The sequence below is a fragment of the Sphaerisporangium flaviroseum genome (genome assembly GCF_039537005.1).
GTDB lineage: Bacteria > Actinomycetota > Actinomycetes > Streptosporangiales > Streptosporangiaceae > Sphaerisporangium > Sphaerisporangium flaviroseum.
Map to the genome: position 1 here is coordinate 94604 of NZ_BAAAZR010000032.1, position 25916 is coordinate 120519.

Here is a 25916-nt window from a genome sequence, read left to right on the forward strand (position 1 = left end):
AGTGGTTCTCCAGGGGGGTACGTGGCCGGGTCCGAGCTGACCAACATCAAATCTCCGCGGGTCAAGGCGGCGAAGCGCCTGGCCAAGCGGGCCTTCAGGGACCGTGACCGGGCCTTCCTGGCCGAGGGTCCCCAGGCGGTCAGGGAGGCGCTCGCCCTGCCGGGCGTGGCCGTCGAGCTGTTCACCACCTCCGAGGCCGAGATCAGGTACGCCGACATCGTGACCGCGGCCCGGCTCGCCGGGATACCGGTGCACGGCGCGAGCGGCGAGGTCATGGCCGAACTGGCCCAGACCGTCACCCCGCAGGGGCTGCTCGCCGTCTGCCGCTTCGTCCACGTTCCGCTGGCCGAGGGTGTCGCCGAGGGGGCCGCCCTGGTCGCGGTGCTGGCGCACGTACGCGACCCCGGTAACGCCGGCACGGTCCTGCGCACGGCGGACGCGGCCGGAGCCGACGCCGTGGTGTTCACCGACGCCTCCGTGGACCCCTACAACGGCAAGTGCGTACGGGCCAGTGCGGGAAGCCTGTTCCACCTTCCGGTCGTCACCTCGGCCTCCGTGGTCCAGGTTGTGCGCCACCTCAAGGAGAGAGGGCTGCGCGTCCTCGCGGCCGACGGGGCAGGCACGAAGACGCTCGACGACGTCGATCTGGACGGACCGACGGCGTGGATCTTCGGCAACGAGGCGTGGGGGCTTCCCGAGGAGATCCTGGGGCTCGCCGACGAGGTCGTCCGGGTGCCCATCTACGGTCGCGCCGAGAGCCTCAACCTGGCGACGGCGGCCGCGGTGTGCCTGTACGCCTCGGCGAGGGCCCAGCGTTCCGCCTAGGCCGACCATGCCGGCAGCGTGGTGGGTTTGTCCCAAAGGAGTGGCTTATGGGCGACGAAGGGCGTCCCACGCCGAGACTAGGGCTGCCGTCCGGCACGGGAAACCCGCTATTGTCGGCCCTGTAGGGTCGAGGAGGCGATAGTGCGCGGCGGAAAAACCCACCGACAGGGCGCCGATGCCGCGTGTTCGATCGAGGTCGACGACCTGCCCGACGGCGTCATCGTGACCGACGATCGGGGCCGGGTGACCGCTTTCAACTGCGCCGCCTCCCGCCTCACCGGAGTCGAGCAGGAGACCGTCGTCGGAATGCACCTTCCCGACGTGCTGCCCTTTCGCGACGACGACGGCCGCGACTGGTGGAAGTGGCTCGACGCCTACGGAGGGCTGCGCACCCGCAGCCGCCAGCCCGAGTGCTCGCTCTCCCTGCCCGGCGGCCAGGAGCTTCTGGTGGCCGCACGCTTCGTGCGCCGGCCCGTGCGCGGCGGGGACGTCGTCCGCGTCGTGGTCACGCTGCGGGGCGCCGCGGCGCGGGCCCGGCTCGAACGCAGCCGGGCCGACCTGGTCTCCACCGTGGCCCACGAGCTGCGCTCCCCGCTGACCAGCGTCAAGGGGTTCACCGCCACCCTCCTGGCGAAATGGGGTCGTTTCACCGACGACCAGAAGCGCGTGATGCTGGAGACCGTCAACGCCGACGCCGACCGGGTCACCCGGCTCATCACCGAGCTGCTCGACGTGTCCCGCATCGAGTCGGGGCGGCTGCAGATCCATCGCCAGGTCGTCGACATCCCCGCCCGAGCGCGTAAGATCATCGCGGGGCGGGTGGCCGCGGGCGAGCCGGAAGACCGCTTCCGGCTCGAAGAGCTTGGCGAGCTGCCCGAGATGTGGCTCGACCAGGACAAGATCGACCAGATCCTCGGAAACCTGGTGGAAAACGCGGTGCGCCACGGGCGCGGTACCGTAACCATAGTGGTAGAGCCTGTCGAGTGGGGAGTCGCCGTGTCCGTGCGTGACCAGGGTGAGGGTGTCGCACCCGAGCTGGCCTCGCGCGTCTTCAGGCAGTTCTGGCGCGGCAACGGGCGCCGCCGCGGTGGCACGGGCCTTGGCCTCTTCATCGTCAAGGGCCTCGTCGAGGCCCACGGCGGCACGATCAGCGTGCAGCGGGCGCCCGGCGGCGGCGCCGAGTTCCGATTTACCATGCCCGCCGGCACCCCCGACTTCGCCTGAGGCGTCGCCCGGGACGGCCGGTGGGCTCCACAGCATGCCGGCGACCGCCGGCCCGGCCGCGTCGCGACCGGACGCTCCATCACGGGAGGCCCCGACGGCTTCCCGGCCCGGCGTCCGGCAGGCGATCAAGGAGGCTCCGACGGCTTCCCGCTCGCGTCCGGTATGTGATCGTGGAGGCTGGCCTCTCGCTCGCGTCCGGTACGTGATCGCGGGAGCCTCGGTGGCGGCCCCTTCGATCGCACCCGGCGCCCGACCGCGGGAGTTGTCCACAGCCCGTCGCCCGCGGCCGGTCCGCCACTCTGAACGGACTAGAATCGTGCCCGCTCAAGCCCTGGATACGGAGCTCTCTCTTGTCGAACACCTATGATCCGGTCGAGGTGACGCCGTTGCACGCCGACGAGGTGGCGCGCATGGAGGCCGAAGCCGTAGCCGCCATCAACATGGCCGCCGACCTCGACGCGCTCAAGCAAGTGCGGCTGGCCCACTCCGGCGACCGGTCACCGATCGCGCTCGCCAACCGCGAGATCGGCGCGCTGCCGCCCCAGGCCCGTGCCGAGGCAGGCAAGCGCATCGGCGGGGCGCGCAAGGCCATCGGCGAGGCCCTCGCCACGCGGCAGGCCGTGCTGACGGCCGAGCGCGACGAGCGCGTCCTGGTCGAGGAGGCCGTCGACGTCACCCTGCCGTGGGACCGTTCGCCGCGCGGCGCGCGGCACCCCCTCACGACACTGCAGGAGCGCATCGCCGACGCCTTCGTCGCGATGGGCTACGAGGTCGCCGAGGGCCCTGAGCTGGAGGGCGAGTGGTTCAACTTCGACGCCCTCAACATCGCGCCCGACCACCCGGCCCGATCGGAGCACGACACGTTCTTCGTCGAGTCCGTCGACTCGGGCATGGTGCTGCGCACGCAGACCTCCCCGGTGCAGGTCCGCGCGCTGCTCTCGCGCGAGCTGCCGGTGTACGTCATCTCGCCGGGCAAGACCTTCCGCACCGACGAGCTCGACGCCACCCACACCCCGGTGTTCCACCAGATCGAGGGCCTGGCGGTCGACGAGGGCCTGACCATGGCCCACCTGAAGGGCACGCTCGACCGGTTCGCCGAGGTCATGTTCGGCGACGGCATCAAGACCCGGTTCCGGCCCAACTACTTCCCGTTCACCGAGCCGTCGGCCGAGATGGATCTGCGCTGCTTCGTCTGCCGGGGAGCCTCGGCCGTACCCGGCAACCCGGCGTGCCGCACCTGCAAGTCCGAAGGCTGGATCGAGTGGGGCGGCTGCGGCATGGTCAACCCCCGCGTGCTGGTCGCCTGCGGCGTCGACCCCGAGCGCTACAGCGGGTTCGCCTTCGGCATGGGCGTCGAGCGGACCTTGATGTTCCGCCACAACGCCGAGGACATGCGAGACATGGTCGAGGGAGACGTGCGCTTCACGCTCCCCTTCGGTATGGAGGTCTGATGAAATTCCCGCTCTCCTGGCTGCGGGAGTACGTCGACCTGCCGGCCGTCACCGCCCACGAGGTCGCCGACAAGCTGACCGCCGCCGGGCTCAAGCTCGAGTCGATCGAGTCCGTCGGCGACGACATCAAGAACGTCGTCGTCGGCGAGGTGCTCTCCATCGAGGAGCTCACCGGCTTCAAGAAGCCCATCCGCTACTGCTCGGTCGAGGTCGGCGAGGCCGCGCCGCGCTGGGTCATCTGCGGCGCGGCCAACTTCGCGGTCGGCGACCGGGTGGCCGTGGCGCTCCCTGGGGCGGTCCTGCCCGGCGGGTTCGAGGTCGGGTCCCGCAAGACCTACGGTCACGTCTCCGACGGCATGATCTGCTCCGCGCGCGAGCTCGGCATCGGCGACGATCACGACGGCATCCTCATCCTGCCCGCCGACACCCACCTGGGCGCCGACGTGGTCGAGCTGCTGGGCCTGCGCGACGACGTGATCGAGCTGGAGATCACCCCCGACCGGGGGTACGCCCTGTCGATCCGAGGCGTTGCCCGCGAGGCGGCCACCGCCTTCGGCGTGCCGTGGCGCGACCCGGCCGACGTGGAGCCTCCCGTCTTCACCGAGGAGTCCCACCCCGCGTCGATCGCCGATCCCTCGGCGTGCGACCGGTTCGTGCTGCGTTCGGTCTCGGGGTTCGACCCCTCCGCCGAGACGCCGATGTGGATGCAGGTGCGCCTGGCGCGCGCGGGCATGCGGCCGGTCTCCCTGGCCGTCGACATCACCAACTACCTGATGATCGAGCTCGGCCAGCCGCTGCACGCCTTCGACCGCACCCGGCTGAGCGGGCCGATCGTGGTGCGCAGGGCCGAGCCCGGCGAGACCCTCGAAACGCTCGACCACGTCGTGCGCGAGCTGCACCCCGACGACATCCTGATCACCGACTCCTCGGGCGCGATCTCCATGGCCGGCACGATGGGCGGCCTGGAGACCGAGATCTCCGACGCGTCGACCGACCTGGTGATCGAGGCCGCGCACTTCTCCGCCACCGGCACGGCGCGCATGTCCCGGCGCCACAACCTGGTGAGCGAGGCGTCGCGTCGCTTCGAGCGCGGCGTCGACCGCGAGCTCCCGCTGTACGCCTCGTGGCGCGCGGTCCAGTTGCTGGTCGCGCTCGGCGGCGGCACGGCGGAGGCCGGGGTGACCCACGCCTTCGTCGACGTCGAGCCCGCCACGATCACCATCCCCGCCGACCATCCTGACCGGGTCGCGGGCCTGGCCTACGGCCGCGACACGGTCGTCCACCGCCTGGAGCAGGTCGGGTGCACGGTGGTCAGCCAGGCGGCGGGCCGGGGGGAGGGCGCCGAGGCGCCGTCCGCGGTGCCGGCCGACGTGCTGGAGGGCCCGAGCCGGCCCGACCCGGCCGAGCTGCTCACGGTGACACCGCCCTCCTGGCGTCCCGACCTGACCGACCCCAACGACCTCGCCGAGGAGGTCATCCGGCTCGAGGGGTACGAAAGGCTTCCTTCCGTCCTGCCGGCCGCTCCGGCGGGTGCCGGTCTCACCGAGGCCCAGCGGCTGCGCCGCCGGATGGGCCGCGCCTTGGCCGCCGCCGGCTACGTCGAGACCCTCGCTTATCCGTTCATGGGCGCGCGCGACCTCGACAACCTGCAGCTTCCCGCCGACGACGCGCGGCGCCGGGTCGTCCGCCTGGCCAACCCCATGAGCGAGGACGAGCCGCTGATGCGCACCACGCTGCTGCCGGGGTTGCTCAAGACCCTGGTCCGCAACGTCGGGCGCGGGTTCGGCGATGCGGCGCTGTTCGAGGTGGGCCTGGTCTACCGGCCCGAGGCGGGCGCGCCGTCGAAGGCGCCGGTGCTCGGCGTCGACCGCAGGCCCTCCCCCGAGGAGCTGGCCACCATCGAGGCGGCCCTGCCCCGGCAGCCCCGCCGGCTGGCCGTCGTGCTCTCCGGGGAGCACGACCGGTCCGGCTGGTGGGGTGCCGGGCGCCCGGCGAGCTGGGCGGACGCCATCGAGGCCGCCCGCACGGTCGCGCGGGAGGCCGGTGCCGAGCTGACCGTCCGCGCCGACCAGCACCAGCCGTGGCACCCAGGCCGGTGCGCCGCGCTGTATGTGGGGGAGACCTTGCTGGGCCACGCCGGTGAGCTGCACCCGCGCGCCGTCGAGGCGTACGGTCTGCCGCCCCGCACCTGCGCGATGGAGCTGGAGCTGACGGTGCTGGAGAAGGCACTGCCCGACCCGGTGCAGGCCGAGCCCGTCTCGTCCTACCCCGTCGCCACGCAGGATGTCGCGCTGGTCGTCCCGGCCGAGGTGCCGGTGGCCGAGGTCGAGGCGGCCCTGCGCGAGGGCGCGGGCACGCTGCTGGAGTCGATCCGCCTGTTCGACGTCTACACCGGCTCCCAGGTCGGCGAGGGCAAGAAGTCCTTGGCGTACAGCCTCCGCTTCCGCGCCCCCGACCGCACCCTGACCGTCGAGGAGACCACCGCAGCCCGCGACGCCGCCGTATCCCTCGCCACCACCCAAACCGGAGCCCACCTCCGCGGCACCTAACCCACCCACCCACATATGCGTCACCCGGCCGGTCCACCCACCGATGTGGTGCCCGGCCGGTGACGCATACGTGGTGCTCGGCGGGGCCGTCCACCTATGGGGTGCTCGGTCGGGCCGTCTACCTATGGGGTGCTCGGTCGGGCCGTCTACCTATGGGGTGCCCGGCTGGGCCGTCTACCTATGGGGCCCGGCTGGGTCGTCTACCTATGGGGTGCCCGGCTGGGCCGGTCTAGCGATGGGGTGCTCGGTCGGGCCGTCTACCTATGGGGTGCTGGGTCGGGCCATCCGGCTGGGTGGTGCATGGTCGGGTCGCTCGTCCCTTCTGTCGCATTGGGTGTCATGGGGTTTGGCGCCGCGGCGGTGGGGTGGGGGGCGGGGGTGATCGGCGCCGTCGACGGTGGGTGACCGGTGGGTGTGCCGTAGAAGTCGATGGGGATGGCGGTGGATTGGGCGCACCGCCATCCCCGTTCGGGCTCAGTGGCTTCCTGGGGGGGTCAGCGAGGGTAGACCTCCAACTCGTAGAGTGAGTAGCCATATGAGGTTCCGCGCGTGACGCCCTGCATGCGGACGTAGCGGGCGGTGGTCGGGGTGAAGGTCACGTTGTCCACGCCGCCGTTCCCGGTGGTGGTGGAGTACACCGTGGTCCAGGTGGAGCCGTCGGCCGACGTCTGGATCCGGTACGCCGCCCCGTAGGCCGCCTCCCAGCGCAGCACCGTCCGCGCCACGGTCTTCGACGACCCGAGGTCGACCTGAATGTACTGGTTGTCACTGGAGGCGCTCGACCAGCGGGTGGTGGGGTCGCCATCGACCGCCTTGCTCGCCGGGTACAGCAGGAAGAGCTGCGAGCTGGACGCGCTGGCGGTTCTTCCGGCGGCCAGGTTGGTGATCGTGTCACCGCGGTGCGCCGGGAAGGACACGACCTGCTGGTACGTCGGCCGGTTCTGCCAGGAGATCAGCGACTGCTTTATCCCACCGAGCGGCGAGTGCCGGATGGCGTCCGCGCACCACTGGTCACCGGCCGCGCAGACGTCGTCCGCCGGGTAGGTGGTGGTCGCCGGTTCGGCAAGCGCCGCCGACAGGCTGTTCAGCAGCACCGTGCGGCATCCCGCCACCGTGCCGCCGCCACAGTACTTGGCCCGTAGCGGCCCCTGGACCGCGTCGCCCAGCACGGCCCGGACGTCCTTGCTCACATAACCCCACCAGCCGTACTGGAACGCCGACCCCTTGTGCGCCTGGGCCTCACTGGCCGAGGAGGGCAGGTTCGACAGGTCTCCCTGCTGGTGGCCCGACGGTGATTCGTTGATCTGCAGGGCGTTGACCAGCGACTGGTAGAGGCCGTCGCCCAAACCCGGCTTGAACTGCGCCTGGACGAGCCGCGGCCACCACGCGTCGAACGCTCGGATGGCGTCGGCGTTCGCGTACGTCCTGCTGCCCGGCGAGGTCTCCAGCCTCCTCGCGCCCCCCGAGGCCCACGCCGACAGGCCGGACACCGCCGACGCCAGTGCCGGATCGGACACGGGCGCGCTGTTGATCACCCGGAGCAGGTGGGGCAGCACTTCCTTGCCGCGCAGATCGGTCGTCGCGGCCTCGGCCATGATCTTGACGGTGCCCGCCCGGTCCAGCTTGCCCGACCCGGCCAGGGCCGCCTTGACCGGAGCGTCCAGCAGGTCGACCCGGTGGACCGGACCGAAGCTGAAGTTGCCGTCCGCGGCGCCGTAGTCCTTGGCCTGCTTGTTGTTCCAGCTGACCAGGTAGTCCTGGTCGACCGTCTGCGGATGGGTGGTGGGAGCCGCGTACGTCGCGGTGTTGGTGGTCGGCTCGTAGCCGGCCCACTCGTGTGCCGCGTCGGCCGTCATCGGCAGGTTCGGGTCGGAGACCGCGGACCTGACCGGATTGTTGCCGGACATGAAGTACGCCGAGTCGGAGGAGTTCACGTAGAACCAGTTGAACGCGAACCCGATGGAGGAGGCCGAGTTCCTGAACGCCGCCGCGTCACCCATCTGGGCCGGGTCGTTGAACATCTGGAACCCGACCGCCGAGTCGGCCTCGTGCTGGTACGTCGAGCGGAGGGTGGCGAAAGCGGTGGGCTGCCCGTTGACGGTGCCGCGCCAGGTCACCAGCCCGTACTTGGTGCGCTGGATCACCAGGTCGTACGAACCGCGCGCGGTGGAGTCGGCGGTGTTGGGCTTCCAGGAGTTCGTCTTCCTCAGGGTCTCCATGGCCGTGCAGGTGCCGTGGTAGAGGTAGTGATCCGAGGCGGTGGTGACCGTCCCGCCTGCCGGGTCGCAGAGCTGCAGTGCGTAGGTGTCGGTGATGTCCTGGGCGCTCGAGGTCGCGCTCCAGGCGTAGTCCGTACCCCGGCCGAGCAGCACGTACAGGTTGAGCCCGGCGAACGCCGCGCCGCGCGCCCTGATGCCGGGCCCGGAGAGCTCCTCCAGCATGAGCAGCTGCGGGGCGAAGTAGCCGGTCTGCGGGCCGAACACGGCGATCGGATGGCCGGACTTCGACTTGGCGGCCGAGATGACCACGGCGTTGGACATGCCGGGCTTGGAGTTGTCCACGGTCAGCCCGTCGAGCACGCCCTTGGACGACGATGTCGCGGTGGTCGCCGATCCCGACTCGTTCTGGGTGATGTCGACCGGCGCCGTCGTCGCCGCGTCGGGGAGCACGATTCCTGTGGCCGCGGGCGCGTTCCCGAAGGGGAAACTCTGGCCGTTGTGCAGTGTGAGCGTGGTCTCGGGGTCGTTCTGGGAGCGGAAGGCCGACCAGACCTGGTCGCCGGCCGCGGTGCCGTACTTGGCGCGGGCCGCGACGCGCACCAGCGCGGACTGCATCTCCGCTCCGCCGCCTCCGCCGAACAGCCCGCCGATCACACCGGCAACCGCGATCAGGTCGGTCATGGTGAAGTCCTGCGGCCCGCCCGCGTTGGTGATCGCGTCGAGGTGGCCGGTCAGGACGTACTCGCCGGGGCAGTTGCGGTTGGCCATGCAGTGGTCGATGTAGGCGTTGATCCCCGCGATGTAGTCCTCCACATCGTCGTAGAGCTGGGCGCCCCGGGCGCCGGCGGACCTGAGCCTGGTGATCTGCGCCTGGAGGTCGGCCTCGGTGTAGGGGGAGTTCCGCCAGACACTCTGCTCCAGCGCACGGTTGCCCGGAGCGCCTCCGGCGAACGGCGTCAGCTCACCGCGGCCGACGTGCCGCATCAGGTCCATCAGCCACAGGCGGTCCTGCGCGCCCGCGTACCCGGCGCCGAACATGGTGCCTTCCCGGGTGGTCCCGGTGATGTGGGGCACGCCGGTCGCCCGGTCACGGACGATCGTCACGTCCGACCGGGGGCTCACCGTGCTCTCCACCTGTCCGGCGGGAACGCCGAAGGAGCCGTCGTTGAAGAAGGTGCTGATCTGGTCTTCGGTCAGCCCGGTGTAGCCGGAGATCAGGTCGGCGTACTTGCCGAGCTGATCGTTGCTGTGCCGTGGCATCGTGCCGAGGGACTGGTTGGCGAGGATCTCGACCAGGGTCGCGTTGCCGTTCTGGCCTGGCGGCAACACGTCGGCGCATTCGCCGAGGCAGTAGTCGTCGGCGGTGTAGGTGGCCGCCGATGCGGGCACGACGGGGGATGCCAGCGCGAGGATCACCAGCGCGGAGGCCACTGTGATCGTCCGCCGGAGACGTGCGTGCATGAGGAGAACCCCCAGAACATGAGGTGCACTCGGATGTTTTGGGAGGAACATACGCTCGCGCCCACACCGGATCAATGGCCGATGTGATATCGGTCCCAGAGATCATGACTTGCCGTCATAGCGCGAGTCATGGCATGGCGGCGAACCCGGTGAGAACCTCAATGCCCATGACCCCGTAGTACGGCAGCTGCCCTACCTCGGCGGATCCTCGACCTTGAGCTTGTCTCCCGTATTGGAGACGAAGCTGACCAGCAGCTTCGCTGGTTCTGTCCGGCTGATGTTCTCCGTGAGCACATGGTGGGCACCCGGCTGCTCGACCCAGTTCTCGCCTTGGCGGTAAGTGCGCACTGGTTCGCCACTGAGCCCGCTGCGCACGGTGCCCTCGAGCACGTAGGCGTAGACGAAAGCCTTGCCGTGCCGATGCGGCACCGCGCGTGCGCCGGGCGGGAACTCTACGATCGCCGAGGTGAACGTCTTGCCCTTGACATTCGGAAGCGCCTGTTCCAACAGAGGCGACAGCGTCTCGGACGGTGGCTGCGAGACCGTGGCGGCGACCGGCATCGTGACCGCGACCGGCACCTTGCCGGCCGCACGCTCTGCTGTGGGAGCGCAGGTGGCGGACGCGGCAACCATGCGAGCAGCCAGACAGCAACAGGCGAACCGCACTCGGATCATGACGGCTCCTATCCCGCATGGACCTTTGAGGCGCACGGGGCGTACCGGCCGTGCCCCACGGCGATCGCGAGGCGTCCGGGCTTCCGCTCCAAGGGGCTCGCTGCTCCCACGCCGCACCACCGGACACAGCCGAAACGGCTCACCTCGGGATTGAATCCGTGCGTACCGGACCAGGCCGAACGTACAGGTCACCGACCAGGCCGGCGGAGAGACTTGCCGCGACATCGGCAGCGGGTATCCGACGGCCTTCGCGAGGAACCATGGCGGAGCGGTCGGCGTCGGTGGTGTCGTACGCGACCGTGGTGGCCTACGGCAAAGCTGGAATTCGCCCGGCGGGTGAGCGTCTCCCACCTGAAGGCACGGAGAGGACGTCAGAGCCTGTCGATCTCCGTCAAGTCGATGTCGATGTCGAACGGCACCGTGAGCCGTACACGTCCTTGTTGGCTGCCGGACAGGACGTAGCTGTGCGTCGTCGGGTCCAGCTCGTAGACGTTCACCGCGGCACGTCCTTCGGAGCTCTCGACCAGCCAGAAGTGAGGGATGCCCGCCTCGGCGTACAACAACGGCTTCCGCTTGCGGTCGCGCTCTTCTGACTCGGGGGCAACCACCTCCACCGCCAGCACTAGATCTTCGGCTTGGTAGGCCGTGGCGTCAGGGCCTCGGAGAGCTCGGGCATGAAAGACGATGACGTCCGGCTCTGGTCGCTGCCGCGGGCCCAGAATCACGCTCATCTCGCGACGCACGCGCAGATCGGCTGGAACCGCGCGGCGCAAGCCGTTCTCCAGCAGATACAGCATCAGAGTGTGGAAGTCTTTCTGCGGGCTCGCAAGCACCAAGCTTCCATCAATCAACTCTGTGTGCGGAGGCAAATCCGGAAGGTGATCGAGGTCTTCGGCGTAGAACCCCTCAGGAGGAGGGATCAACCAGCCGGGTAGCTCCGAATTTGTCATTATTTTCGCTCCGGACCTGGACCTTCATGCATCCCACCGTAGCAAGTGGTTCCCCTCCTGCCTGGTGCTTCGGTCACGTGGTGGCTGGTTGCTCGCGGCGGGCGCGTTCGGCGAGGGCGTGTTCGTCGGTGCGGGCGTCGTAGGACCTGAACTTGGGGAGTACGGCCGCCATCGCGGCCACCGCGCCCATGCACAGCAGGCCGCCGAAGCCGAGGGAGAATCGGGTACCGCCGACCTGGGCGAGCAATCCCGCCCGCGCGTCGCCGAGCATCGGGCCGGTGGAGTAGGACAGCAACTCGATGCCCCCCAGCCGGCCGCGGTACTCGTCCGGAATTGTCTGGTTCCAGATGATGCCCCGGAACACACCGCTGATCATGTCCGCGCCTCCCGCGAACGCCAGGAAGAGCGCCACCAGCCAGATGTTGGGCATGAGGGAAGCCACGGCGACCCCCGCGCCCCACAGGGCGGCGGCCGCGATGACGGCCCGGCCATGGCGGTGGACGTGCGCGGTCCAGCCCGACGTCGCAGAGGCGATCACCGAGCCGATGCCCCCGGCCGCGTACAGCACGCCGAGTTCCTTGGACGCGTGCAGGTCGTCGGCGAGGAACGGGAACAGCGCGTTGGAGAAGGCGAAGACCATGGCCGCGATGTCGACCAGGTAGGTGCCCATCAGGTCGGGCCGCCGGATGGCGTACCTCACCCCCTCCACCAGCGAGGTCAGTGAGGCCGGGGCGGCGTCGCCGGGCCGGGAGACCGGCCGTACCCGGATGAGCAGGATTAGCGAGAACAGGAACGAGACGATGTCGAGGCCGTAGGACGTCGCCGGGCCGAAGGTGACGACGATGATCCCGCCGACAGCCGGGCCCACGATCATCCCCGCGTTGCGGGCGAGGCCCTGGATGGCGAAGGCCGCGCCCATCTGTTCGAGCTTGAGCACCCGGTTGATGATCGCCTGCTCGCTGGGGCCGCGGAGGCTGGAGAGCCCGGCGGCGAGCGCGGCCACGACGTAGAGCACGGGGATCTGGGCCTGCGGGGAGAGCAGGAGGGCGTTCAGCATGAGGAGGAGCGAGGTGAGGCAGAGGCCTACCTCGGACAGAATGACGATCTTGCGCCGGTCGAGCGCGTCGGCGATCGCTCCGCCCCACAGGCCGCATACGACCATCGGCACGAACTCCGCGAGGCTGACCAGCCCGACGGCGACGTAGGAGTTCGTGAGCTGCTTCATCTGGTACGGCACGGCGACCATGGTCAGCACGCTGCCGAACATGGTGATCACGCCGGAGCCGAGCAGGAGGCGGAAGTCACGGGAGTCCCGGAGCGGGCTCAGATCCATGCGCAGGCGGAGCAGGAGCGTCTTCAGCGATCGCGATGGGCTGGTGGGCACAGGCGGCAAGTCTGAATGGTCGGGGGAGTGGCGGGCAACCGATTTCTCGGGGGAGCCCAAGCTCAGGGGTGCGGAGGGCTGACACAGCACCGGCCCCCCAGCGCCGCCTCGTACGCGGACCACCCTCGTGCGTGGACGGTTCGTGTGCGTGGACCGCCTTCATGCGTGGACGGTCCTGGCGCTCGGACCGCCCTTGTTCGCGTACCGCTCGCGCGACGCGGGCGCCGCGCGAGCCGTACCTACGCGGCGGCGGGACCCTGAACCCCGGCGCCGGAGCTCAGAGCCCCAGGGTCTCCTTGCGCAGGTGAGTCTTGAGGATCTTCCCGCCGGGGTTGCGGGGTAGCTCGGCCTCGCGGAACCAGTAGCGGACCGGGATCTTGAAGGGCGCCAGCACGCCGCTCAGGAACTCCCTCAGTTCCTCGGCCGTCGCCTGCACGCCGGGCTTCAGCCGCACGACCGCGCCCACCTGCTCGCCCAGCTCGTCGTCCGGGATGCCGATCACGGCGGCGTCGTCGATGGCGGGGTGCTCGAACAGGGCCGCCTCCACCTCGGCGCAGTAGACGTTCTCGCCGCCCCTGATGACCATGTCCTTGGCCCGGTCGACGATGTAGACGAAGCCCTCCTCGTCGATTCTGGCCAGGTCGCCGGTGTGCAGCCATCCGTCGACGAACGTCTCGGCGGTCGCCTCCGGGCGGTTCCAGTACCCCATGATCACGTTGGGGCCGCGCATGCACAGCTCGCCGACCTCGCCCGCCGGCAGCTCCCTGCCGAGGGGGTCGGAGATCCGCACGTCGCAGACGGCCAGAGGCAGGCCGATGCTGTCGGGTTTGGCCGCGTAGGTGGGCCCGCTGTTGTAGATCGCGAGCGCGGTGGTCTCGGTCATCCCGTACCCGTTGGACGCCTGACGCTGCGGCAACTGGTCGTTGATGCGCTCCAGCAGCTTGGGCGGGGCGGGGGCGCCGCCGTAGCTGACTCCGCCGAGGCTGGAGATGTCGTACTTCCCGAAGTCGGGATGGGACAGCAGCTGCCAGGCGTTGGTGGGTACGCCGGTCAGGATCGTCACCTTCTCGCGCTCGATGAGCTGAAGGGCCTGTCCTGGGTCCCACTTGTACATCAGCACCAGCCCGCCGCCGGTGAACATGGTGGCCGTCATCACCGCGAAGCACCCCGTGACGTGGAACAGCGGCACCGTGAGCAAGGTGATCCGCCGGGTGCCCGCCGCCGAGGCCGGGTCCTTGCCCGCCATGGCGACGCTGCGCAGCAGGGCATAGGCGACCGTCATGGGTGACTGGCCCAGGTTGCGGTGGCTGCCGAGCGCGCCCTTGGGGCGGCCGGTCGTCCCGGAGGTGTAGAAGATCGTCGCCGGGTCCTCGGGGCCCACCTCGGCCGCCGGGAGCGTCACGTCGGCGCGTACCTCGCCCAGCACCTCGTCGAACTCCCGGGCGCCGGGGGGCAGCTCACCGGCGGAGCGGGTGACGACCATCGGGACGGAGATCTCCCGCAGCCGCTCCGCGCGCTCGCCGTCGACGATGACGACCTTGGCCCCCGAGTCCGTCACGCCGTACTCCAGCTCAGGAGTGGTCCACCAGGCGTTGAGCGGTACGGCCACCGCTCCGGCGGCGAGGGTCGCCGAGAACGCGATGACCCACTCGGGGTAGTTGCGCATGGCGATCGCGACCCGGTCGCCCTTGGTGACGCCGAAGTCCTCGACGAGCCGCCTGCTGAGCGTGGCCGCCCGGCGGAAGTGCTCCTCGTAGGTGATCCGCTGGTCCTCGTAGACGAGGAAGACGTTGTCGCCGTGGAAGCGGCTGTTCTCCAGGAGGGCCCGGAAGGTGGTGGGGGCGTGCTTCCAGGTCCGGAGCTTGTTCCCGCGGATCTCGACCTCGTCCATCTCGAAGAGCTGGCCTGGTCCGGTGAGCTGGGCCTGGACCTGGTCGTGAGTGACAGTCATGCGCGGTGACTCCCGGGGGTGAGTTGGTGTCTTTGCTGACAAATGACGATACCGACCGGTAGGTACGTATAACAGAGGGGGAGCCGGGCGACCCTCACCACCATGTCGGCTTGCATGAAGATGCTTTGCCATGCATACTTTTTCTCTATAGAGGTAATGAGGTCGAGTGAATGGTCATGCGAGGGGGATCGATGAGAGCGGCTGTAGCTGGAGCCAGCGGATACGCCGGCGGCGAGTTGCTGCGCCTGCTTCTCACCCACCCAGCCATCGAGATCGGCACGCTGACGGCGGGTTCCAGCGCGGGCAGCGCCCTGGGCGCGCACCAGCCGCACCTGCCTTCCCTGGCCGGCACGATCCTGCGGGACACGACGGCCGAGGCCCTCCAGGGCCACGAGGTCGTGTTCCTCGCTCTTCCCCACGGCCAGTCCGCCGCCATCGCCGAACGACTCGGCCCCGGCACCCTGGTCGTCGACTGCGGCGCCGACTTCCGGCTCGAGGACGCCGCCGAGTGGGTCCACTTCTACGGCGGCGCCCACGCCGGCACCTGGCCGTACGGGCTGCCCGAACTGCCCGGCCAGCGCGAGGTCCTGCGCGGCGCCAAGCGTGTCGCCGTGCCCGGGTGCTACCCGACCTCGGCCACCCTCGCCCTGTTCCCCGCGTTCGCCGCGGGCCTTGTCGAGCCGGACGTCGTGGTCGTCGCGGCCAGCGGCACCTCCGGGGCCGGCCGGTCGCTCAAGGCGAGCCTGCTGGGCAGCGAGGTCATGGGGTCCGCCGGCGCCTACAACGTGGGCGGCGCACACCGCCACACCCCCGAGATGGAGCAGAACCTCTCCAAGGTGGCGGGCAGGCCGGTGCGGGTGTCCTTCACCCCGATGCTGGTCCCGATGAGTCGCGGCATCCTCGCCACCTGCACGGCTCCCGCCGCCCCCGGGCTGACCGCGGCCACGCTGCGCGAGGCGTACGCGGCGGCGGTCAAGGACGAGCCGTTCCTGCGCCTGCTGCCCGAGGGCACCTGGCCGGCGACGGCCATGACCCTCGGCGCCAACACCGCAGCCCTCCAGGTGACCCTCGACGAGCGCTCGCGGCGTGTCGTCGCCGTCGTCGCCATCGACAACCTGACCAAGGGCACCGCCGGCGGTGCCGTCCAGAGCGCCAACCTCGCCCTCGGCCTGCCAGAAGAGCTCGGCCTTCCCCTCAATGGAGTCGCCCCGTGAGCGTGCGCAGCGAGAAGACAGCCCCCATCGTTCCCGCGACGTCGACTGGAGCACGGGCATGAGCGTCACCGCGCCCCTCGGCTTCCGCGCCGCCGGCGTCGCCGCCGGTCTGAAGTCGAGGGACGCCCGCGACCTCGCCCTCGTCGTGAACGACGGCCCATCCCGCGCCGCCGCCGGGGTCTTCACCCGCAACCGGATCAAGGCCGCCCCCGTGCTGTGGTCCGAGCAGGTGCTCACCGGTGGCCGGGTGAGGGCGGTGGTCCTCAACTCCGGTGGCGCCAACGCCTGCACCGGCCCGGCCGGCTTCCAGGACACCCACGCCACCGCCGAGAAGGTCGCCGAAGTCCTCGGCGACTCGGCGGGCGAGATCGCGGTCTGCTCCACCGGCCTGATCGGCGAGCGGCTGCCGATGGACAGGCTGCTCCCCGGTCTCGACCTGGTGGCCGCCCAGCTGACCAGGGACGGCGGCCTGGCCGCCGCCGACGCGATCCGCACGACCGACACCGTCACCAAGATCTCCTTCCGCAGGGGCGAGGGCTACATGGTGGGCGGCATGGCCAAGGGCGCCGGCATGCTCGCCCCCGCCATGGCCACCATGCTGAGCGTGGTCACCACCGACGCCGACGTGCCCGCGAGCGAGCTCGACCGGGTGCTGCGCAAGGCCGTCGGCCTCACCTTCGACCGGCTTGACACCGATGGGTGCATGTCCACCAACGACACCGTGCTGCTGCTCGCGAGCGGGGCCTCGGGGATCACCCCCGACCCGGCGGAGTTCGAGAAGAAGGTCACCGAGGTCTGCGCCGACCTGGCCAGGCAGCTTCAGGTCGACGCCGAGGGCGCCACCAAGGCCATCGCCATCGAGGTCGTGGGCGCCGCCCACGAGGACGAGGCCGTGGCCGTCGGCAGGGCGGTGGCCAGGTCGAACCTGCTGAAGTGCGCCATCCACGGGGAGGACCCCAACTGGGGCCGCGTCCTGTCGGCGGTCGGCACGACCGAAGCGGTCTTCGAGCCCGACCGGGTCAACGTCGCGATCAACGGCATCTGGATCTGCCGGGGCGGCGCCGCGGGGGACGACCGGGCCAAGGTCGACCTGCGCCCCCGCGATGTGACGATCACGGTCGACCTCTCGGCCGGGCCGCACAGCGCCACCATCCACACCACCGACCTCACCGCCGACTACGTCCACGAGAACTCGGCGTACTCGACGTGAGCGGCTTGAGGGCGGGACCCGGCTCCCAGGCGCACGCCAAGGCGGCCGTGCTCATCGAGGCCTTGCCCTGGCTGGAGCGTTTCCGTGGCCAGACCGTGGTCGTGAAGTACGGCGGCCACGCGATGGCCGACGAGACGCTGCGCGAGAGCTTCGCCGACGACATGGTGTTCCTGCTGCACGCCGGTCTCAAGCCCGTCGTCGTGCACGGCGGCGGCCCGCAGATCAACGCCCATCTCGACAGGCTCGGCATCGAGAGCAGCTTCACGGCCGGGCTCCGAGTGACGACCCCCGAGGCGATGCAGGTCGTGCGCATGGTGCTGGTCGGCCAGGTCAACCGCGATGTCGTCGGCATGATCAACCGGCACGGGCCGTTCGCGATCGGCATGTCAGGCGAGGACGCCCACCTGTTCACCGCCGAGCGCAAGCACGCCGAGGTGGACGGGGAGAAGGTCGACATCGGCCAGGTCGGCGAGATCGTCAAGGTGGAGGCGGGCGCCGTGCGGGCGCTGATCGACAACGGGCACATCCCGGTCGTGTCCTCCATCGCGCGCGGCGACGACGGCGAGGTCTACAACGTCAACGCCGACACCGCCGCCGCGGCGCTCGCGGTGGCGCTGAACGCAGGAAAGCTCGTCGTGCTGACCGACGTCGAGGGCCTGTACGCCGAGTGGCCGGCCTCGGGGGACACCTCCGGCTCCGAGGTGATCAGAAGGGTGACGGCCACCGAACTGACCAAGCTCCTGCCTGGCCTGTCCAGCGGCATGGTGCCCAAGATGGAGGCGTGCCTGACCGCCGTCACGGGGGGCGTCGCCCAGGCTCACGTGCTCGACGGCAGGGTGCCGCACGCGCTGCTGCTCGAAATCTTCACGGACGAGGGGATCGGGACCATGGTGTTACCGCAGGAGGAGTCATGACCGGTGCGACTGGTACGGGCGCGGACGTGCTCGCCGCGAGCGCCGGCTCGCTCAGGGAGCGTTTCGAGGCCGCGTTCATGCCCAACTACGGGGTTCCCCCCGTGGTGCCGGTGCGGGGCGAGGGCTGCCATCTCTGGGACGCCGACGGCAGGCGCTACCTCGACCTGATCGCGGGCATCGCGGTGAGCTCGCTCGGCCATGCGCATCCCGCGCTGGTGGAGGCCGTGTCCCGGCAGGTGGCGACGCTGGCCCACACCTCCAACCTGTTCGTGAACGAGCCCGAGGTGCTGCTGGCCGAACGCCTCCTCGGCCTGCTGAAGGCCCCGGGCCGCGTCTTCCTGGCCAACTCCGGCACCGAGGCGAACGAGTGCGCGCTCAAGCTCGCCATCAGCTACGGCAGGAACACCGGCAGGAAGTACTTCGTCGCCGCCGAGAACAGCTTCCACGGCCGCACGCTGGGGGCGCTGTCCCTGACCGGCAAGGCCTCCATCCGCGACCAGTTCGGGCCGTTCCCGGCCGACGTGCGCTTCGTCCCGTACGGGGACGCCGACGCGCTCAAGCAGGCCGTCACGCCGGACTGCGCGGCGGTCTTCCTGGAGCCCACCCAGGGCGAGGCGGGGGTCGTCCCGCCGCCCGACGGCTACTTCACCGCCGTCCGGGAGATCTGCGACGCCACCGGGGCGCTGCTGGTGCTCGACGAGATCCAGTCGGCGATCGGCCGCACCGGGCACTGGTTCGCCCACCAGCACGACGGTGTCGTCCCCGATGTGCTCACCTTGGCCAAGGGCCTGGGCGGCGGCATGCCGGTCGGCGCCTGCGTCGGCTTCGGGAACGCCGGCACGATGTTCGCCAAGGGGGACCACGGTTCCACGTTCGGCGGCAACCCGGTCGCCGCCGCGGCGGCCCGCGCGGTGCTGGACACCATCGAGCGTGACGGCCTGCTGGAGCATGTCCGCACCGTCGGGAAGCTGCTCGCCGACGGCATCGCCGCCATCGACCACCCGCTGGTCTCCGGCGTGCGCGGCCGGGGACTGTGGCTGGCCGTCGTGCTCACCGCCGATCGCGCCGCCGACGTGCAGGCCGCAGCGCAGCGCGCCGGATTCCTGGTCAACGCCGTGCAGCCCGACGCCGTACGGATCGCGCCACCGCTGGTGATCACCGCCGAGCAGGTCGAGACCTTCCTCGCGGCCTTCCCCGCGATCCTCGCGGAGGTGACCCCGTGACCGTCCGGCACTTCCTTCGGGACGACGACCTGAGCCCGGCGGAGCAGGCCGAGGTGCTCGATCTGGCCATGGCGATGAAGAAGGACCGGTACGGCTACCACCCCTTCGCGGGGCCGATGACCGTGGCCGTCCTGTTCGACAAGCACTCCACCCGCACCCGCATCTCCTTCGCGGTCGGCATCGCCGAGCTCGGCGGCCAGCCGCTGATCATCGACGCGGGAAGCTCCCAGATGGGCCGGGGGGAGCCGATCGAGGACACCGCCCGCGTCCTCGAACGGCAGGTCGCCGCGATCGTCTGGCGCACCTTCGGCCAGGAGCGGGTGGAGGCGATGGCCGCGGTGGCGTCGGTGCCCGTCGTCAACGCGTTGACCGACGAGTTCCACCCCTGCCAGGTCCTCGCGGACCTGCTGACCGTGCGGGAGCGGCGCGGCACGTCGGCCGGGCAGACGCTCACCTACCTCGGTGACGGCGCCAACAACATGGCCCACTCCTACCTGCTCGGCGGCGCGACCGCGGGCATGCACGTCCGCATCGCCGCGCCCGCCGGCTACCACCCCGACTCGCTGATACTCGGACGCGCGGCCGAGATCGCCGCGTCCACCGGCGGCTCGGTCACGGTGCTGTCGGACGCGGTCGCGGCTGCCCGCGGCGCCCACGTCCTCGCCACCGACACCTGGGTGTCGATGGGGCAGGACGGCAAGGACGAGCGGGTCGCCGCCCTCATGCCCTACCAGCTGAACGCCGGGCTGGTCGCCGCGGCGGTCCCCGACGTGACCGTGCTGCACTGCCTGCCCGCCTACCGCGGCCTGGAGATCACCGCCGAGGTGCTGGACGGCCCACGCAGCGCGGTGTGGGACCAGGCGGAGAACCGCCTGCACGCCCAGAAGGCCCTGCTCCAGTGGCTGGTGGCCCGATGACCGTCCCACTGACCAAGGCCGGCAGGCTTTCGAAGATCGCCGACCTGGTCAACCGCCACAAGGTCAAGTCGCAGCCGGAGCTGGCCAGGCTGCTGGCCGAGAGCGGGGTCGAGGTGACCCAGGCGACGCTGTCCCGCGACCTCGACGAGCTCGGCGCGCTGAAGCTGCGGGCCGACGACGGTTCACTGGTGTACGCGCTGCCGGGCGAGGGCGGCGCGCGCATCCCGCTGACGCGCATGGGCGCGGGCGAGACCCCGGCGTCCCGGCTGCGGCGGGTGGCCGAGGAGCTCCTGGTCTCCGCCGAGGCCTCGGCGAACCTGGTGATCGTGCGGACACCCCCGGGCGCGGCGCAGTTCCTCGCCTCCGCCCTCGACCACGCCGACTGGGAGTCGATCCTCGGCACGGTCGCCGGGGACGACACCATCCTGGTGATCAGCCGCGATCCGGCGGGCGGAGCCGTTCTCGCGGAGTCGCTGCTCAAGCTGACGGATCGACGTAGTCAGCCCGCGTGAGGCGGGCGTTCCCGGCACGTCGTACAGAGACTTCTTCCTTTGGAGAGCAGAGCAATGACCGACAGGGTGGTACTCGCCTACTCGGGGGGCCTCGACACATCCGTGGCCATCCCCTTCCTCGCCGACGAGACCGGCGCCGAGGTCATCGCCGTGGCCGTCGACGTCGGCCAGGGCGGTGAGGACATGGAGGTCATCCGGAAGCGGGCGCTCGACTGCGGCGCGGCCGAGTCGGTCGTGGTCGACGCGCGCGAGGAGTTCGCCGCCGACTTCTGCGTGCCCGCCCTGCAGGCCAACGCCCTCTACATGGACCGCTACCCGCTGGTCTCCGCGCTGTCCCGGCCGCTGATCGTCAAGCACCTGGTCGCGGCCGCCGAGCGGTTCAACGGCACCCACGTGTCGCACGGCTGCACGGGCAAGGGTAACGACCAGGTCCGGTTCGAGGCCGGCCTGGCCGCGCTGAACCCCGCCCTGAAGGTCATCGCCCCCGCCCGTGACTACGCCTGGACCCGCGACAAGGCCATCGCCTTCGCCGAGGAGAAGGGCCTGCCGATCGACGTCAGCAAGAAGTCGCCGTACTCCATCGACCAGAACATCTGGGGCCGGGCCGTCGAGACCGGGTTCCTGGAGGACATCTGGAACGCCCCGATCGAGGACGTCTACTCCTACACCTCCGATCCGGCCCGGCCGCGTGAGGCCGACGAGGTTCTGATCTCCTTCCGGTCGGGCGTGCCCGTGGCCCTGGACGGGCGCCCGCTCACCCCGTTCCAGATCATCGACGAGCTGAACCAGCGCGCCGGCGCCCATGGCGTCGGACGGCTCGACATGGTCGAGGACCGGCTCGTCGGCATCAAGTCCCGCGAGGTGTACGAGGCTCCCGGCGCGATCGCGCTGATCACCGCGCACATGGAGCTGGAGAGCGTCACCGTCGAGCGCGACCTGGCCCGCTACAAGCGCTCGGTCGACCAGCGCTGGGGCGAACTCGTCTACGACGGGCTGTGGTTCTCTCCGCTCAAGCACGCGCTGGACACCTTCATCGCCGACACGCAGAAGTACGTGTCCGGCGACATCCGCATGACCCTGCACACCGGGCGCGCCGTCGTGACCGGCCGGCGGTCCGAGGCGTCCCTGTACGACTTCTCGCTGGCGACCTACGACACGGGCGACGCCTTCGACCAGTCCCTGGCAAAGGGCTTCGTCCAGCTCTGGAGCCTGCCCTCCAAGATCGCCGCTGCCCGGGACGGTCGTCTCGGCTGACAGGGCATGTTTGGGCTATGGTCGCGGATTGAGCGTTGGATCTGGGGAAGAGGAGAACGGTGGCTGAGGGTGGCAAGCCCATGCGGCTCTGGGGTGGCAGGTTCGAGGGCGGTCCGGCGGACGCGCTGACGCGCCTTTCGGTCAGCGTGCAGTTCGATTGGAGGCTCGCACCGTACGACCTGCTCGCCTCGCGCGCGCACGCCCGGGTCCTCCACCGCGCGGGGCTGCTCAGCGCGGCTGAGCTCGAACGCATGATCGGAGCCCTCGACGACCTCGAGGAGGCCTGCAAGGCCGGAGACTTCCGGCCGACCGTGGCCGACGAGGACGTCCACACCGCGCTGGAGCGCGGGCTCCTGGAGCGTCTTGGGTCGCTCGGCGGCAAACTGCGCGCCGGTCGCAGCCGCAACGACCAGGTCGCCACCGATCTTCGCCTCTACCTCCGCGACCACGTCAGGTACATCGTGTCCCGGCTCGTCGAGCTGGAGACCGCGCTGATGAGCCAGGCCGAGGAGCACGCGTCCACCGCGGCCCCGGGCATGACCCACCTGCAGCACGCCCAGCCGGTGTCGTTCGGGCACCAGCTCCTCGCGCACGTCCACCCGATCGCCCGCGACATCGACCGGCTGCGCGACTGGGACCGTCGCGCGGCCGTCTCCCCGCTCGGCGCGGGCGCGCTCGCCGGGTCGTCCCTGCCCCTCGACCCCCAGGCGGTCGCCGAGGAGCTGGGCTTCGACTCCGCCGCGCCCAACTCCATGGACGCCGTCGCCGACCGCGACTTCGCGGCCGAGTTCCTGTTCTGCGCGGCGATGATCGGTGTCCACCTGTCGCGGCTGGGCGAGGAGATCGTCCTGTGGGCCTCGCAGGAGTTCCACTGGATCGAGATGGACGACGCGTACTCCACGGGCTCGTCGATCATGCCGCAGAAGAAGAACCCGGATGTCGCCGAGCTGGCCCGTGGCAAGGCGGGGAGGCTCATCGGCGACCTGGTGTCGCTGATGACCACGCTCAAGGGCCTGCCGCTCACCTACAACCGCGACCTGCAGGAGGACAAGGAGCCGGTGTTCGACGCCGTCGACACCCTGCTGCTGGTCCTGCCCGCGGTGTCCGGCCTGGTCTCCACCATGCGGGTGAACACCGCCCGCCTTGAGTCTTCGGCGCCCGAGGGCTTCGCCCTGGCCACCGACCTCGCGGAGCTGCTGGTGCGCAAGGGCGTGCCGTTCCGTGACGCCCACGAGGCGGTCGGCCACCTCGTCGTGTGGTGCCAGGTCAACGACACCACCTTCGAGAAGCTCACCGAAGAGGACCTCGCCAAGATTTCCCCGCACTTCGCGGAGGGCCCTGGCGGCGTCGTGGTCCCCGGGGACGAAGGCGGTGTGCCGGGCGCGCTCGACGTGCTGAACGTCCAGGGCGCCCTCGCGTCGCGCAAGGGGTTCGGCGGCACCGCGCCGGACCGGGTCCGCGACCAGCTCGTCGCCCTCCGCGATATCGTCGATGGTCAGGCAGCGTGGGCGAGCGGATCCTAGACCGGGAGTTCTTCGACCGGCCCTCCTTCGAGACGGCGCCCGGCCTGCTCGGGCGCGTCCTCGTGCACGGGCCGGTCGCCGTGCGCCTGACCGAGGTCGAGGCGTACGGCCCGCCGGGGGAGGACCCGGCGTCCCACACCTACAGGGGGCGCACTCCCCGCAACTCCGTCATGTTCGGGCCGCCCGGCCACCTGTACGTCTACTTCACCTACGGCATGCACTACTGCGTCAACCTGGTCTGCCTGCCCGAGGGGATGGGCTCGGGTGTGCTGCTGCGCGCCGGCGAGGTGATCGAGGGGGTGGAGGTGGCCCGCACACGTCGCCACCGGCCCAGTACGACCCCGCCGCTGACCGGCCGCAACCGTACGATCCACGAGCGCGACCTCGCGCGCGGCCCCGCACGGCTTGCCGTGGCGCTGGGCCTCGGGCGGGAGCACAACGGCCTCGACTGCTGCTCGGAATCGGGACCAGGGGTCGAATCCGGCTCAGGTTCGGCGGAGCTGCGGGTGCTGGAAGGGGACCCTGTGGATCCCACCTTGATCCGTTCGGGCCCGCGTACCGGCGTCTCCTCCGCCGCCGACACCCCGTGGCGCTTCTGGATCGAGGGGGACCCCACCGTCTCGCCATACCGTAAGCACGTGCCCAAGACCAGGCCGAGCTGACCCCGGGGTGCCTGCTCACCCTGCGGCTTTCAAGTGGCGGAGTGGGGCGATGATCGGGCAGGCTGTAAGGCAGGCGAAAGCCGTACATTCATCCGTCGTACCAACCATGAAGGCCAGGATCGTGACCGACATCCTCGATGACCTTGCGTGGCGCGGCCTGATCGCGCAGTCCACCGATATCGACGCCCTGAGGGCGGCGATGGCCGCGGGTCCGATCACGGTCTATTGCGGGTTCGACCCGACCGCGCCCTCGCTTCACGTCGGCAACCTCGTCCCCCTCCTCACGCTGACCCGCATCGAGCGGGCCGGTCACCGGGCCATCGGGCTGGTCGGCGGCGCGACCGGCCTCATCGGCGACCCCAGCGGCAAGAGCGAGGAGCGATCGCTCAACTCGGCCGAGGTCGTCGCCGAGTGGGTGCGGCGCATCCGCGTCCAGGTCGAGAAGTTCATCGACCTCTCCGACGACTCCGGATCCGTCCTGGCCAGCAACCTCGACTGGACCCAAGGGCTGTCGGCCATCGACTTCCTGCGTGACGTCGGCAAGCACTTCCCGGTGAACCGCATGCTGGCCCGCGAGTCGGTCTCGGCGCGCCTGGCGGGGGAGGGGCTGAGCTACACGGAGTTCAGCTACCAGATCCTGCAGGCCAACGACTACCTGGAGCTGTACCGCAGGTACGGCTGCACGCTGCAGATCGGCGGCAGCGATCAATGGGGCAACATCACGGCGGGTTGCGACCTGATCCGCCGGGTCGAGGGCGGGCACGTGCACGCTCTGACCGTGCCGCTCATCACCAAGGCCGACGGCACCAAGTTCGGCAAGACCGCCGGCGGGGCCGTCTGGCTGGACCCCGAGCTGACCTCGCCGTACGCGTTCTACCAGTTCTGGCTCAACTCGGACGACCGCGACGTCGTGAAGTTCCTGAAGATCTTCAGCTTCCGGTCCAGGGACGAGATCGAGGCGCTGGAGAAGAGCGCTTCGGAGCGCCCGGCGGCGCGTGAGGCCCAGCGAGCGCTCGCCGAGGAGTTCACGACACTGCTGCACGGCGCCGATGAGTGCGCCGCCGTCATCGCCGCTTCGGCGGCGTTGTTCGGCCAGGGCTCGCTGGAGGAGCTGCCAGGGCGAACCCTCGCGTCCGCGCTGGTCGAGGTGCCCAAGGTCACGGTTCCCGCGCTCGGCGCCTCGTACATCGATCTGCTCGCCGAGAGCGGGCTGGTCGAAAGCAAGTCGGCCGCGCGGCGTGCCGTCAAGGAGGGCGGGGCGTACCTCAACAACGTGAAGATCACCGACGAGGCGTACATCCCGGCCGCCGGCGACCTGCTGGACGGGCGGTTCCTGGTGCTGCGGCGCGGCAAGCGTTCGGTCGGCGGTGTCGAGGTCGTCGCCGGCTAGCGTCTCCCGTTCCCTTCTCCGGCCCCTGGCAGGCGTCTGCCGCCAGGGGCCGGAGGCATATCGGGTAACAGTCCTGTAGCGGATCGGCGAGAGTTTGGCCTGCCCGGGGCTGAGCTGCGCGATCGGCGGCCGTAGCGATTTGACGGACACCCGGACGCCGCCTAATGTTCTCTTCGCCCCAGGGAACGACGGGCTGCCTGAACAGGCGCCTGGCTCCCGGGCATCCCGGAGACACGCTCTCGGATTCGCCGTCTCTGACGGAGGATCCGGCTCTATGGTGTTGCCCGTACGAGATCAAGTCGAACTTTTCACTGGTTCGACTGGACATCGGAGGGACAGCCGAGTAAGCTAGACGGGTTGCCCTGGCGACGGGGTGGCGCTGAACTTGTGGTGGTTTGAGGTGGTTAC

19 protein-coding genes are annotated in these 25916 nt (G+C 70.4%); 14 read left to right on the forward strand and 5 right to left on the reverse strand.

Translation table 11 applies throughout. The features are described 5' to 3' along the window. Positions 1 to 21: 21 nt before the first annotated feature. The 4 genes from ABD810_RS31055 (at position 22) to ABD810_RS31070 (ending at position 6049) form a co-directional block, all read left to right on the forward strand. Entirely contained in the window at positions 22 to 825 is an 804-nt protein-coding gene (locus ABD810_RS31055) for a TrmH family RNA methyltransferase (RefSeq protein ID WP_344948630.1), read from the forward strand. A gap of 141 nt (positions 826 to 966) precedes the next feature. Beyond that, positions 967 to 2049 (forward strand): sensor histidine kinase, encoded by a 1083-nt coding sequence (locus ABD810_RS31060; RefSeq protein ID WP_344948633.1) that lies wholly within the window; start codon positions 967 to 969, stop codon positions 2047 to 2049. A 410-nt stretch (positions 2050 to 2459) separates the two neighbouring features. Beyond that, positions 2460 to 3500, forward strand: coding sequence for a phenylalanine--tRNA ligase subunit alpha (gene pheS / locus ABD810_RS31065; RefSeq protein ID WP_344948702.1), 1041 nt, complete (start codon positions 2460 to 2462; stop codon positions 3498 to 3500). Next, positions 3500 to 6049, forward strand: coding sequence for a phenylalanine--tRNA ligase subunit beta (locus tag ABD810_RS31070; RefSeq protein ID WP_344948636.1), 2550 nt, complete (start codon positions 3500 to 3502; stop codon positions 6047 to 6049). Before pheS ends, ABD810_RS31070 begins: the two co-directional genes overlap by 1 nt. 494 nt (positions 6050 to 6543) lie before the next feature. On the opposite strand, the gene ABD810_RS31075 is transcribed toward ABD810_RS31070, so the two are convergent. The 5 genes from ABD810_RS31075 to ABD810_RS31095 all read right to left on the reverse strand — a co-directional run bounded on the left by ABD810_RS31075 (position 6544) and on the right by ABD810_RS31095 (position 14689). Then, the gene (locus tag ABD810_RS31075; protein WP_344948639.1) at positions 6544 to 9729 is read right to left on the reverse strand and encodes a penicillin acylase family protein; all 3186 of its coding nucleotides are present in this window, start codon (positions 9727 to 9729) and stop codon (positions 6544 to 6546) included. A 192-nt stretch (positions 9730 to 9921) separates the two neighbouring features. Beyond that, positions 9922 to 10404, reverse strand: a complete 483-nt coding sequence (locus ABD810_RS31080; RefSeq protein ID WP_344948642.1) for a cupin domain-containing protein — start codon at positions 10402 to 10404, stop codon at positions 9922 to 9924. 371 nt (positions 10405 to 10775) lie between these two features. After that, positions 10776 to 11354 (reverse strand): Uma2 family endonuclease, encoded by a 579-nt coding sequence (locus ABD810_RS31085; protein ID WP_344948645.1) that lies wholly within the window; start codon positions 11352 to 11354, stop codon positions 10776 to 10778. 73 nt (positions 11355 to 11427) lie between these two features. After that, entirely contained in the window at positions 11428 to 12738 is a 1311-nt protein-coding gene (locus ABD810_RS31090) for an MFS transporter (protein ID WP_344948648.1), read from the reverse strand. Between the two features lie 277 nt (positions 12739 to 13015). Next, entirely contained in the window at positions 13016 to 14689 is a 1674-nt protein-coding gene (locus ABD810_RS31095) for a class I adenylate-forming enzyme family protein (protein ID WP_344948651.1), read from the reverse strand. Positions 14690 to 14880: 191 nt separating this feature from the next. Between ABD810_RS31095 and argC the strand changes: the two genes are divergently transcribed. The 10 genes from argC to tyrS all read left to right on the forward strand — a co-directional run bounded on the left by argC (position 14881) and on the right by tyrS (position 25508). After that, positions 14881 to 15903, forward strand: coding sequence for an N-acetyl-gamma-glutamyl-phosphate reductase (gene argC / locus ABD810_RS31100; RefSeq protein ID WP_344948654.1), 1023 nt, complete (start codon positions 14881 to 14883; stop codon positions 15901 to 15903). 58 nt (positions 15904 to 15961) lie between these two features. Next, complete coding sequence (gene argJ, locus ABD810_RS31105) at positions 15962 to 17113, forward strand: bifunctional glutamate N-acetyltransferase/amino-acid acetyltransferase ArgJ (protein WP_344948661.1); 1152 nt, start codon at positions 15962 to 15964, stop codon at positions 17111 to 17113. A 5-nt stretch (positions 17114 to 17118) separates the two neighbouring features. Beyond that, positions 17119 to 18027, forward strand: a complete 909-nt coding sequence (gene argB, locus ABD810_RS31110) for an acetylglutamate kinase (protein ID WP_344948665.1) — start codon at positions 17119 to 17121, stop codon at positions 18025 to 18027. Next, positions 18024 to 19250 (forward strand): acetylornithine transaminase, encoded by a 1227-nt coding sequence (locus ABD810_RS31115; RefSeq protein ID WP_344948670.1) that lies wholly within the window; start codon positions 18024 to 18026, stop codon positions 19248 to 19250. Before argB ends, ABD810_RS31115 begins: the two co-directional genes overlap by 4 nt. Beyond that, positions 19247 to 20167 (forward strand): ornithine carbamoyltransferase, encoded by a 921-nt coding sequence (gene argF, locus ABD810_RS31120; protein WP_344948673.1) that lies wholly within the window; start codon positions 19247 to 19249, stop codon positions 20165 to 20167. The genes ABD810_RS31115 and argF overlap by 4 nt, the downstream gene beginning before the upstream one ends. After that, complete coding sequence (locus ABD810_RS31125) at positions 20164 to 20679, forward strand: arginine repressor (protein ID WP_344948677.1); 516 nt, start codon at positions 20164 to 20166, stop codon at positions 20677 to 20679. The genes argF and ABD810_RS31125 overlap by 4 nt, the downstream gene beginning before the upstream one ends. A gap of 54 nt (positions 20680 to 20733) precedes the next feature. Continuing rightward, on the forward strand, positions 20734 to 21933 hold the full coding sequence (locus ABD810_RS31130) for an argininosuccinate synthase (protein ID WP_344948681.1): 1200 nt from the start codon (positions 20734 to 20736) through the stop codon (positions 21931 to 21933). Between the two features lie 59 nt (positions 21934 to 21992). Next, positions 21993 to 23456 carry an argininosuccinate lyase gene (gene argH, locus ABD810_RS31135; protein ID WP_344948685.1) on the forward strand — a complete coding sequence of 488 codons (1464 nt, stop codon included), beginning with the start codon at positions 21993 to 21995 and terminating at the stop codon, positions 23454 to 23456. Continuing rightward, complete coding sequence (locus tag ABD810_RS31140) at positions 23438 to 24118, forward strand: DNA-3-methyladenine glycosylase (RefSeq protein WP_344948689.1); 681 nt, start codon at positions 23438 to 23440, stop codon at positions 24116 to 24118. Before argH ends, ABD810_RS31140 begins: the two co-directional genes overlap by 19 nt. A gap of 121 nt (positions 24119 to 24239) precedes the next feature. Beyond that, a complete protein-coding gene (gene tyrS, locus ABD810_RS31145) occupies positions 24240 to 25508 on the forward strand; it encodes a tyrosine--tRNA ligase (RefSeq protein ID WP_344948705.1) in 1269 nt (422 codons plus the stop codon). Positions 25509 to 25916: the final 408 nt, after the last annotated feature.

Excerpts from the sequence above, each read along its gene's own strand:
- pheS (WP_344948702.1), top strand. The coding sequence starts at position 2,460 with ATGGAGGCCGAAGCCGTAGCCGCCATCAACATGGCCGCCGACCTCGAC.
- ABD810_RS31070 (WP_344948636.1), top strand. The coding sequence starts at position 3,500 with ATGAAATTCCCGCTCTCCTGGCTGCGGGAGTACGTCGACCTGCCGGCC.
- ABD810_RS31075 (WP_344948639.1), bottom strand. The coding sequence starts at position 9,729 with ATGCACGCACGTCTCCGGCGGACGATCACAGTGGCCTCCGCGCTGGTG.
- ABD810_RS31080 (WP_344948642.1), bottom strand. The coding sequence starts at position 10,404 with ATGATCCGAGTGCGGTTCGCCTGTTGCTGTCTGGCTGCTCGCATGGTT.
- ABD810_RS31085 (WP_344948645.1), bottom strand. The coding sequence starts at position 11,354 with ATGACAAATTCGGAGCTACCCGGCTGGTTGATCCCTCCTCCTGAGGGG.
- ABD810_RS31095 (WP_344948651.1), bottom strand. The coding sequence starts at position 14,689 with ATGACTGTCACTCACGACCAGGTCCAGGCCCAGCTCACCGGACCAGGC.
- argC (WP_344948654.1), top strand. The coding sequence starts at position 14,881 with ATGAGAGCGGCTGTAGCTGGAGCCAGCGGATACGCCGGCGGCGAGTTG.
- argJ (WP_344948661.1), top strand. The coding sequence starts at position 15,962 with ATGAGCGTCACCGCGCCCCTCGGCTTCCGCGCCGCCGGCGTCGCCGCC.
- ABD810_RS31115 (WP_344948670.1), top strand. The coding sequence starts at position 18,024 with ATGACCGGTGCGACTGGTACGGGCGCGGACGTGCTCGCCGCGAGCGCC.
- ABD810_RS31125 (WP_344948677.1), top strand. The coding sequence starts at position 20,164 with ATGACCGTCCCACTGACCAAGGCCGGCAGGCTTTCGAAGATCGCCGAC.
- ABD810_RS31130 (WP_344948681.1), top strand. The coding sequence starts at position 20,734 with ATGACCGACAGGGTGGTACTCGCCTACTCGGGGGGCCTCGACACATCC.